Source organism: Rhodococcus sp. SMB37 (genome assembly GCF_004345605.1).
GTDB lineage: Bacteria > Actinomycetota > Actinomycetes > Mycobacteriales > Mycobacteriaceae > Rhodococcus.
On sequence record NZ_SLVY01000026.1, the window covers coordinates 37,787 to 46,370 of the forward strand.

The following is an 8,584-nucleotide window of genomic DNA, read 5'->3' on the forward strand; positions in this document are numbered from 1 at the left end:
CGAGCCGCACATTTCCTTGTCGAGTGAACGATTGGGACGCTGTAAGTGGCCCTGGTTGGCCCCTTGTGCAACCGTCCGAAGTCCGCATTGAGTGTCGACATCGCGCGCCCTCGAGCGCATCTCGACGACTAAACGCCGCCACAGAACTGTTCGCTACAGTTTTTTCGCGCTCGGCTCATCCGGGCAGGACGTCACCGTCGAGTTCAGTTTCGCCTCGGTTGTATCCAGTAGCGACTGGACCCGTAAGAACACGGCATCGTCGATCTCGTGTCGTTCAAACACGGTCAGAAGCCGACTGCGCTGGGCAGCGAGGATCGCCCGGCGCATCGTCAGTATCTGGAGCGACACCGGGTCCTCCTGCCGGACAGTCAGGGCGCGCAGGTGCTCCTGCAGCTCGGCGTCGAGCCGATCGGCAGGGAGGGGGGGCGGTGTCGCGCTGAGCCGGGTCCGTCACATACCGCAACACTTCCTCGGTCAGAGCGATTTCCGCTGTCCGCTGTCCGGCAGATTCGTCGATGGAGTCATAGTGGGCCCATGTGATCACGCGCGGCAGGGACATGCCCTGCCCGAACAGGGTCACAACGATGACACCAGCTGTGATGAACACGATCAGGCTCTTGTACTCGAAGGGACGCCCATCTGCCATGGTGTCGGGAACAGCGAGCGCGGCGGCCAGCGATACCCCGCCACGGACACCGGACCATGCGAGCGGAAAACGCTCACGCGCACTGATCCGGCGTGAAACTTGACTACCGCGGCGGTCGATGGCCCGAAACACGGAAGGCATCGTGTAGAAGTACAGCAGCCGACAGCCGATCACGCCGAAACCGGCCAAGGCCACCGCTGCCAACCCCACCGTCAACGATTGAGGCGCCAGATCATCTACAACGGAGGGGATTTGAGTACCCACCAAGACGAACAGTCCCGAATTGAGGACATATGTAATCAGTGACCAAAAAGGCTGAGTTTGCATTCGAGTGGCTGGCGGAATGACACGCGGTCCACGCTGGGCCAGGACACTCGCCGTCACGACGGCAATGACACCCGAGGTATGTATTTGCTCTGCAAGCAGGTACGCCACAAACGGCGTCAAGACGCTGAGCACACTCGAGAGCATCCAGTCTCGGAGAAACCGGTGAGCGACCAGTGCGGTCCCGGCGACCGCGGCACCGAACAACACCCCGCCAAGATAGCTTGCGGCGAGGGCCCAGCTGATGTGCAGCAGATCGAGATGACGCGCGCCGATCGCGACCGGGACGGCGGTGGCCAGAAGAACCAGCGCAGTTCCGTCGTTGATCAGGCTCTCCGCTCGCAGCAACGTCATGAACCGGGGCGGTAGAAGCTGAGCCAGCGCGGCAATGGCGGCGGCATCGGTCGGGGCAAGCACGGCCCCGACGACGAACGCAACAGCCCACGGAATGTGCAGGATCCAATGCAGGCAGGCGGCCACTGCGGCGGTCGTGGCAACCACGAGCACGACCGCCAGCAGAACCACAGAGCGGGCATCACGACTCGCTGTTCGCGTAGAGGTCGTCAGAGCCTCCCAGTACAAGATCGCAGGAAGGAACAGGACGAGGACCCACTCGGGTGGCAACTCGAAAGCAGCAATAGTCGGGGTCAAACCCAAAAGGCAGCCACCGAGCAGCAGGGCGGCCGGTTGGACCATGCGAATCCGAGCGCCCCATACGGTGAAGATGATGACCGTACCGAGCACTGCGACGAGTAGTTGAATCGACTGCAATGGTCACCTCATGGCTATTGAGTGCTGCGGGGTACGTGTAAGGGCGCTGGCGGAAGGATGTGGGTCGGCGCCAGGCTGACGTTGTCGGCCCCGCCTCGAGGCGGGCCCGGAATGAGATTGCACGACGGGGGCCGGAGACTCACGTCGTCCTGCCAGTCCCTCTTTGATCCAGTGGGGACCGTTCCCGCCCTCGGATTGCCAGGGGCGGGAACGGTGTGTGTGGGTGGGTTAGATGGCTTGGGCGGTGGGGAGGATGGTGATTTCGGTGAGGTTGACGTGTTTGGGGACGGCGGTGAGGAAGGCGACGGTTTCGGCGACGTCTTCGGATTGGAGGACGTCGATCTGGTCGATCAGGTCGGCCATGAGTTTGCTGGCGTCGGGGTCGGTGACGTGGTCGGGGAGTTCGGTGTCGACCATGCCGGGTTCGATGGTGGCGACGCGGACGTTCTTGCGGCCGAGTTCGGTGCGCAGTAGGCGGGTGAGTTGGCTGATGTAGGCCTTGGTGCCGGAGTAGACCTGGAACTTTTCGAGGACGCGGGTGGCGGCGATCGAGGAGGTGGTGATCAGGTCGGCGGGTTTGTCGTCGGCGGCGGCCTGGACGAGGGGTCCGACGAACGCCTGGATGGTGTTCATCACGCCCTTGATGTTCAGGTCGATCTGGGTGTCCCAGTCGTCGACCTTGAGGTCGACGATTTCGGAGATCAGCTGGACGCCGGCGTTGGCGAAGACGAGGTCGACGGGGCCGAGTTCGGTGGTGATGCGGTCGGCGGCGGCTTGCAGGGCGGTGCGGTCGGTGACGTCGGTGGTGACGGCGATCGCGGTGCCGCCGGCGGCGTTGATGCGGTCGGCGGTGGTGGTGATGCGGTCGGTGCGGCGGCCGAGGAGGGCGACCTTGGCGCCGAGTTGGGCGAGTCGTTCGGCGGTGGCTTCGCCGATTCCGCTGGAGGCGCCGGTGACGACGGCGATGCGGCCGATGAGGGGGGTTCCGGTCAGGACCTGGCTCATGGGGTGTGTCTCCTTGGTGGTGTTTCGAGGTGTGGTTCCTCGGGGTACGGATTCCATCGTCGGCGTGATCGGGGTGGGCGAACAGGCCGCGATTTGCCTAGGTGCACCACACCCAGGCAAACCGCAAAACCGTTACCCAATTCATCCGTACGTATCCTCCCTATGATTAGCGGTGCGGTCACAGTGCAACCGGTGAAACTGTGTGTTAGTAGATGTTTTGACTGATCAGTGCATGTTCTCGCTCACCTCCATCAGGCGTGCTGCAAACCAAAAAACAACCGGATGAATAGCGTCGAAGGAGCCTGTGGTGAATGAGATCGCTACGCGGCGGCGGTCAGTGCTGATCGCGCCCGGTTCCGACACACGGAAGGCGCGCCAGGCGCTGGCCTGGACCGTAAGGACTCCGTCACCCCCCGCAAACAAGGAGCAGGCCCGCGACCTCGTGCGCCGACTGGTGACTGAGACCGACCGCGAGGGCAGTGTGTCGTTTCGGGTGAACGGGCACGGGACGACCTCGCCGCGTGCGCGGCACTGCCCGGCCTGGCGAGCGTCGTGCTCCCGAAGACCGAGACCACACGGGACCTCGAGATCGTCGATGAGGCGCTGACCGGCATCGACGCATACCACACGCGGGTGCCGGGCACGCATTTCGATGCCGGGCTCGGGGCGGTGCTCGCAGCAGCGGCGACCCGGTCTCGAGCGCCCCGGAACTGGCGCGACTCACCGCTCAACGTCGCCGCCACCCACCACGAACGGGTTAGCGCCGCCGGCCGCCTCGTCTACGGCGGGCACACCATCGGCATCGCCCTCGGCCGGGCCACTCGCGCCCTGCCGAATCTGGTGGCGGTGGATGTCGTGGATCACACCGGTCCGGTCCCCGAGGGCGACACCCTCACCAGCGAACTCCACGTCGAAGGCGTCGACGACCTCGGCGGCGGTGAGGTCCTGCACCTTCACTCACTAGTGTTCTCACACACCGCGACCGCCACCGATATCCCCGTCCTCGACCGCCGGTTCTCCGCCCTCACGGCCTGAGTCTGAAATGCACGACCCCGATGAAGTCGCCGGATGGTACGGCGCTGCTCGGCCTGCTCTCGGATCTAATCCATTGACGCGGTGGGTCGGTTCGCCTGCCCAGCGGGCTGTGCGCTGGGCACATCGGTATCGATTCGGTGTGTCGCCAGGTCGAGCAATCGAATCTCACCGAGCGAGCCGGGTTCGACCTGGTACACCAGAAGCTGATGGCCAGGCGCGCTCGGGACACCGAACGCGTGGAATTCGATGGTGAGCTCGCCGACGGTCGAATGGCGCAGCTGTTTGACCTCGTGAGTTTTCGGCTGTACCTCGTGTCGAGCCCACAGCTCGCAGAAACGGGGGCTTGCGGCCTCGAGCCGGGCGACGAGGTCGGTGAACCGGTGGGGGGTCGAGGAGAACTTGGCGGTCGCTCGTAGACTGGCGACCGTGGATTTCGCCGACTCCTCCCAGTCGACGAAAAACTCACGGGCGGCCGGATCGCAGAAGACCATCTCGACGAGATTGGTCGTATCGGCGAATGGTTCGAACAACGCCACCGCCAGGGAGTTCATCGCCGAGATGTCTAGTACCGGATCGAGGACGAACGCGCCGGAGCGCTCCCAGGACTCCATCAAACGCAGTAACGCGGGATCGACCTCCCGTCGAAGCTCGGCACCGTCGAGTCGCCACGCCACACCTGCCAGCGAGTAGAGGTGCCGACGTTCCTCGAAAGTAAGAACCAGAGCCTTGCTGAGCCCCTCGAGGACCGATTGGGACGGGTGGCGTTCACGGCCCTGCTCCAGCCGGCGGTAGTAGTCAGGACTGACATCGGCCAGCATGGCCACTTCGTCCCGGCGCAACCCCGGCACCCGCCGAGGTCCCGCGGACGCAAACGGAACCGAATCCGGTGATGCGGCAGCGCGTCGGGCCCGCAGAAATTCCCCCAACTCAGTGCTCGCCATGGCTTGATTGTAAGGCAACCGGTCACGTTCCAAGGGGGGTGCGAAAGGGCCAGGTGCACATCATCTGAGCCCTGAAAACTATAGGTAATCAACCTTGATCGGAAGGAAGTACCGTATGACTGGTCCGGATGAATTCTCCCAGTACCCAATTTCCAAGGTGCACAGACTGATTGAACCAGGACCTGTGATCATGATTTCGACGTCCGACGGACGGCATGACAATCTGATGACAAATGGTTTCAACATGCCAGTGCAACACGGCGGTCTCATCGGATTCGTGCTCGGACCGTGGAACTACAGCTTCGACACGCTGCGCGACACCCGCGAGTGCGTCATTGCCATCCCGGCCGTCGAACTCGCCGAGCAGGTCGTCGACGTCGGAAACGTATCCGGTGCGGACGTCGACAAGTGGGAGCGTTTCGGCCTCACCCCGCTGGCATCGGCATCCGTTGCGGCCCCCCTCGTCGCGGAGTGCTTCGCGAATATCGAATGCCGCGTCGTCGACGATCGCCTCGTCGATGACTACGGACTCTGGATTGTCCAGGCCCAGCATGTGTGGGTAGATGATTCGAAGCGAGGCACGGGCGAGATCCATCACCGCGGCGACGGAACGTTCTCCGAGAACGGTGAGGCGATCGACCTCCGTGAGCGGATGACGAAGTGGCCATCGCTGATCGACTAGTCAATATCGCGGCACCGTGTGCCACCCGGCGGACTTTGGGAGAAAGGGAGCAGGACTTGTAGTCGGCAACTGCGCGAGGGTCAGTCGGTCGAACTTGCTTCCACGTCCCGCCGCTCCCGGTCCCTGGTCGCGGTGAGCGAACCGAGCAACTTCAGTGCCTGATCACTCGGGGACCCCGGCTCCGCCTGGTAAATCACCAACTGTTGTCCCGGCTTGTCACGCACGTCGAAAGCTTGAAAGGTCAAGCTCAATGTGCCCACATCGGGATGAACGAGCTCCTTTGCATCCAGTGTCTTGCCCCGCACCTGACCCTCTTCCCAGTACTGGCGAAACGCGGGGCTGGCCACCGACAGCTCATTGACCAACTGGGTGAGACGAGCATCATTCGGGTCGTGGCCGACGGCCAAACGTAATGTTGCGACGGTGGCCTGTGCCGCGCGATGCCACTCGGCATAGAAAGACGCTCCCGCGGGATCGGTAAACACCATCCGCAGCAGATTGTCAGCAGCGGTGAACGGCGAGAAAAGCGCTTCGGCGAGCCGGTTGCAGGCGAGAATGTCGAGTGTCCGATTCAACACGAACGCCGGAGTCGAGTCGTAGGTATCCATCAACTGGAGAAGCGTCGGACTGACCGACTCCCGTGCACTGGACCCGCGGGCGCTCGGCACCACGCGGGCCAACCGGTACAGGTGCATTTCCTGGTCGGCATCGAGCCGCAACGCGCGCGAGAGTGCATCGAGCACCTGAGCGGACGGATTGCGTTCTCGCCCTTGCTCCAAGCGGGTGTAGTAATCGGAGCTCAGTCCCGCAAGGATCGCGACTTCCTCACGTCGAAGGCCTGAAACTCTTCGAGTGCCATAGCTGTGAAGTCCCGCGTCGTTCGGTGAAACCTGAGCACGACGTGACCGAAGGAAATCTCCAAGTTCGCTGGAAGGCATTCCCCAATGTTAGTTCTGAACCGCCTGGTAGTGGGTGGGTGCACTGCACCCACGACAGACGAGCCGGCCGTCGGCGACAGTGGAACCCTCACCGACATCCAGCGTCGCTGGCGCGGAATCGGGCACCACACGACCCACAGCCATCCACGAAAGGATCCGAGGAGCATGTTGACAGTTCATGCAGAAGTTCGCACCCCGCTGGACCAGAAGCTGGTGTGGGGGAGGATCGGAGACTTCTTCGCCATCGACGGATGGCATCTCGATGCCGACCACGCTGCACGCGACGGCAGCCGGAACAGCATCCGCCGCCGCGTCGCCCTGCGAGGTGGTGGTGAGGCGATCGAAGAACTGATCAATCAGACCGAGCAGTCGTACAGTTACAAGATGGTCGGTGGGTCCATTCCCGTACGCAACTACCAGGCGGCCGTCGCCGTCACCCGGGACGTCAAGTCAGGGGAGACCGTTGTTTCCTGGGACGCCGAGTTCGACGCCGACGGTATCCCTGCCGAGCAAGCTCGCCAGCTCATCACCGCCTTCTACGAAGGCGGGTTGGCTGCCGCCGTGAGCTGACGTTCCGGAGCGATCCTGTCCGCAATGATCATCACTGCTGCCCCGTTCTGGGCTGGCGGTCATACCGATCTGGGCACGAGGCGGGGCACGTCAGTCTGCAACGCTCGGCCCCGCGTACGAACAGCTGTGCGCGGGGCGGGCTTGTGCAGAGCGTCATCGACGCCGTCTGTCGTAGCGAATGGACCTGGAGTATGGCCGCGGATACGTTATCAGTCTTGGGGGCAGCCAATTTCGGGTGCGTGATTCTCTGTGTTCCTACGTCCTCTTTCTGCGGGTGCGAGCGGCAGGATCAGGAGAGGACGTGTGCAAACCCGATGTCACCGACACGTCCACTACGCAACCCAGCCGGGCAGGCCGCAGCGGCAGTGAAAGGATGACGCGTTTCTTGAGGACTCCAGCGGCCGTCGGAATGAATTGGCGAGTGGATCAAGGTGGCCGTCTCGTCGGGAGACGGCCACCTCGGTCCGGCCGAACTACTGTGCGCTCGCGGCGGGGCGAACGATGATCTCGTTGACGTCCACATCCGCCGGCTGATCGATGGCGAACGCGATCGCGTTGGCGATCGCCGCGGCCGGAAGCGCGACGGCACGGTATGCCTTCATGTCCTCGCGCGCTTTGTCGTCCGAAATGCTGTCCGCTAATTCAGATTCCGTTACACCCGGCGAGACGACGGTAACACGGACATCGCCCGACGATTCTTGGCGCAGCCCTTCGGAGATCGCGCGCACCGCAAACTTCGTCGCGCAGTAGACCGCCGCTGTCGGCACCACCTCGTACGCCCCGACAGATGCGATGTTGACGAAATGTCCGCTACCTTGTGACTGCATGACCGGTAGTGCTGCGGCGATGCCATTGAGAACGCCACGAACATTCACGTCTAGCATCCGGTTCCACTCGTCGATCTTCAGCGCGGCCAGCGGCGACAGGGGCATGACTCCGGCGTTGTTGACCACAACATCGACGCGACCGAAATGCTCACGGGCGGCCTCGACGAAGGCCTGGACGTCGGCTACGTCAGTGACGTCCAACTTGCGGAATGCTGCACTGCCGCCGGCATCGCCAATCTCCTGGACCAAGTGCTCGAGTCGTCCTGTGCGCCGTGCGCCGAGAAAGACCTGGTGGCCGTCGGCAGCCAACCTCCGCGTTGTCGCCTCCCCGATCCCGCTACTTGCGCCTGTAATCAGGACTACCTTGCGCTCGCTCATGACTGTTGGTCCTCTCGGTATAGGACGAGATGCTCGTGGTATAGCACCCCGCCACAAATGTCTCCTGTTGCGGTAAAACCAAGGTCGTCGAGGTAGTCGAGATGGCTTCCTGTCACCGTGTAACTTCCGGTATATGCACACTGCCGTGCGCCACGCGCCTCGTCGTAGCGCCCATCGGCACGCAACTCCTGGCGAATGAAGCCGTCAGCTGTCACCCACATCCCAATGACACCTGCCCGGTCGATGGTGGTTCCGGATTCATCCATCACGATCCTCCCTCGCGGACTTGGTGATCTCATTCTTGCGAGACATGCGGCGGGTAGGCAGGACGCAACTCGACTAGGTGCCGCGCACCCAGTCACGCCGCGGACAACTAAGAGCGTGTCTCATGTGGGCAGCTTCTTGAAACAAGTGAGTGCAGCTCCGAGATGGAGGAACCCGACGAAATGTTCGCCGCAACGCTCGTA

General features: G+C 63.0%; 8 protein-coding genes and 1 pseudogene. 3 read left to right on the top strand and 6 right to left on the bottom strand.

The features are described from left to right. Positions 1-274: 274 nt before the first annotated feature. Together EV641_RS27660 and EV641_RS27665 are read right to left on the bottom strand one after the other, a co-directional pair. Positions 275-1,714, bottom strand: coding sequence for a Na+/H+ antiporter (locus EV641_RS27660; protein ID WP_277874530.1), 1,440 nt, complete (start codon positions 1,712-1,714; stop codon positions 275-277). Positions 1,715-1,969: 255 nt separating this feature from the next. Next, positions 1,970-2,746, bottom strand: coding sequence for an SDR family oxidoreductase (locus EV641_RS27665; RefSeq protein WP_132476530.1), 777 nt, complete (start codon positions 2,744-2,746; stop codon positions 1,970-1,972). Between the two features lie 633 nt (positions 2,747-3,379). On the opposite strand from EV641_RS27665, the pseudogene EV641_RS27670 reads away from it, so the two are divergent. Continuing rightward, positions 3,380-3,781, top strand: a pseudogene (locus EV641_RS27670) (acyl dehydratase); the annotation flags it as partial. Positions 3,782-3,846: 65 nt separating this feature from the next. On the opposite strand, the gene EV641_RS27675 reads toward EV641_RS27670, so the two are convergent. Further along, positions 3,847-4,722, bottom strand: coding sequence for a helix-turn-helix transcriptional regulator (locus EV641_RS27675; RefSeq protein WP_132476533.1), 876 nt, complete (start codon positions 4,720-4,722; stop codon positions 3,847-3,849). A 115-nt stretch (positions 4,723-4,837) separates the two neighbouring features. On the opposite strand from EV641_RS27675, the gene EV641_RS27680 reads away from it, so the two are divergent. Then, on the top strand, positions 4,838-5,404 hold the full coding sequence (locus EV641_RS27680; protein ID WP_054717814.1) for a flavin reductase family protein: 567 nt from the start codon (positions 4,838-4,840) through the stop codon (positions 5,402-5,404). 80 nt (positions 5,405-5,484) lie between these two features. Here EV641_RS27680 and EV641_RS27685 read toward each other — a convergent pair whose 3' ends face one another. Beyond that, positions 5,485-6,342, bottom strand: coding sequence for a helix-turn-helix transcriptional regulator (locus tag EV641_RS27685; RefSeq protein ID WP_132476536.1), 858 nt, complete (start codon positions 6,340-6,342; stop codon positions 5,485-5,487). Between the two features lie 165 nt (positions 6,343-6,507). Between EV641_RS27685 and EV641_RS27690 the strand changes: the two genes are divergently transcribed. Further along, entirely contained in the window at positions 6,508-6,912 is a 405-nt protein-coding gene (locus tag EV641_RS27690; RefSeq protein ID WP_158289227.1) for an SRPBCC family protein, read from the top strand. A gap of 473 nt (positions 6,913-7,385) precedes the next feature. Here the strand turns inward: EV641_RS27690 and EV641_RS27695 are convergent, their stop codons facing one another. Beyond that, positions 7,386-8,117 carry an SDR family oxidoreductase gene (locus EV641_RS27695; protein ID WP_132476542.1) on the bottom strand — a complete coding sequence of 244 codons (732 nt, stop codon included), beginning with the start codon at positions 8,115-8,117 and terminating at the stop codon, positions 7,386-7,388. Beyond that, positions 8,114-8,383 (bottom strand): Atu4866 domain-containing protein, encoded by a 270-nt coding sequence (locus EV641_RS27700; RefSeq protein WP_054717822.1) that lies wholly within the window; start codon positions 8,381-8,383, stop codon positions 8,114-8,116. Before EV641_RS27700 ends, EV641_RS27695 begins: the two co-directional genes overlap by 4 nt. Between the last annotated feature and the right edge of the window lie 201 nt (positions 8,384-8,584).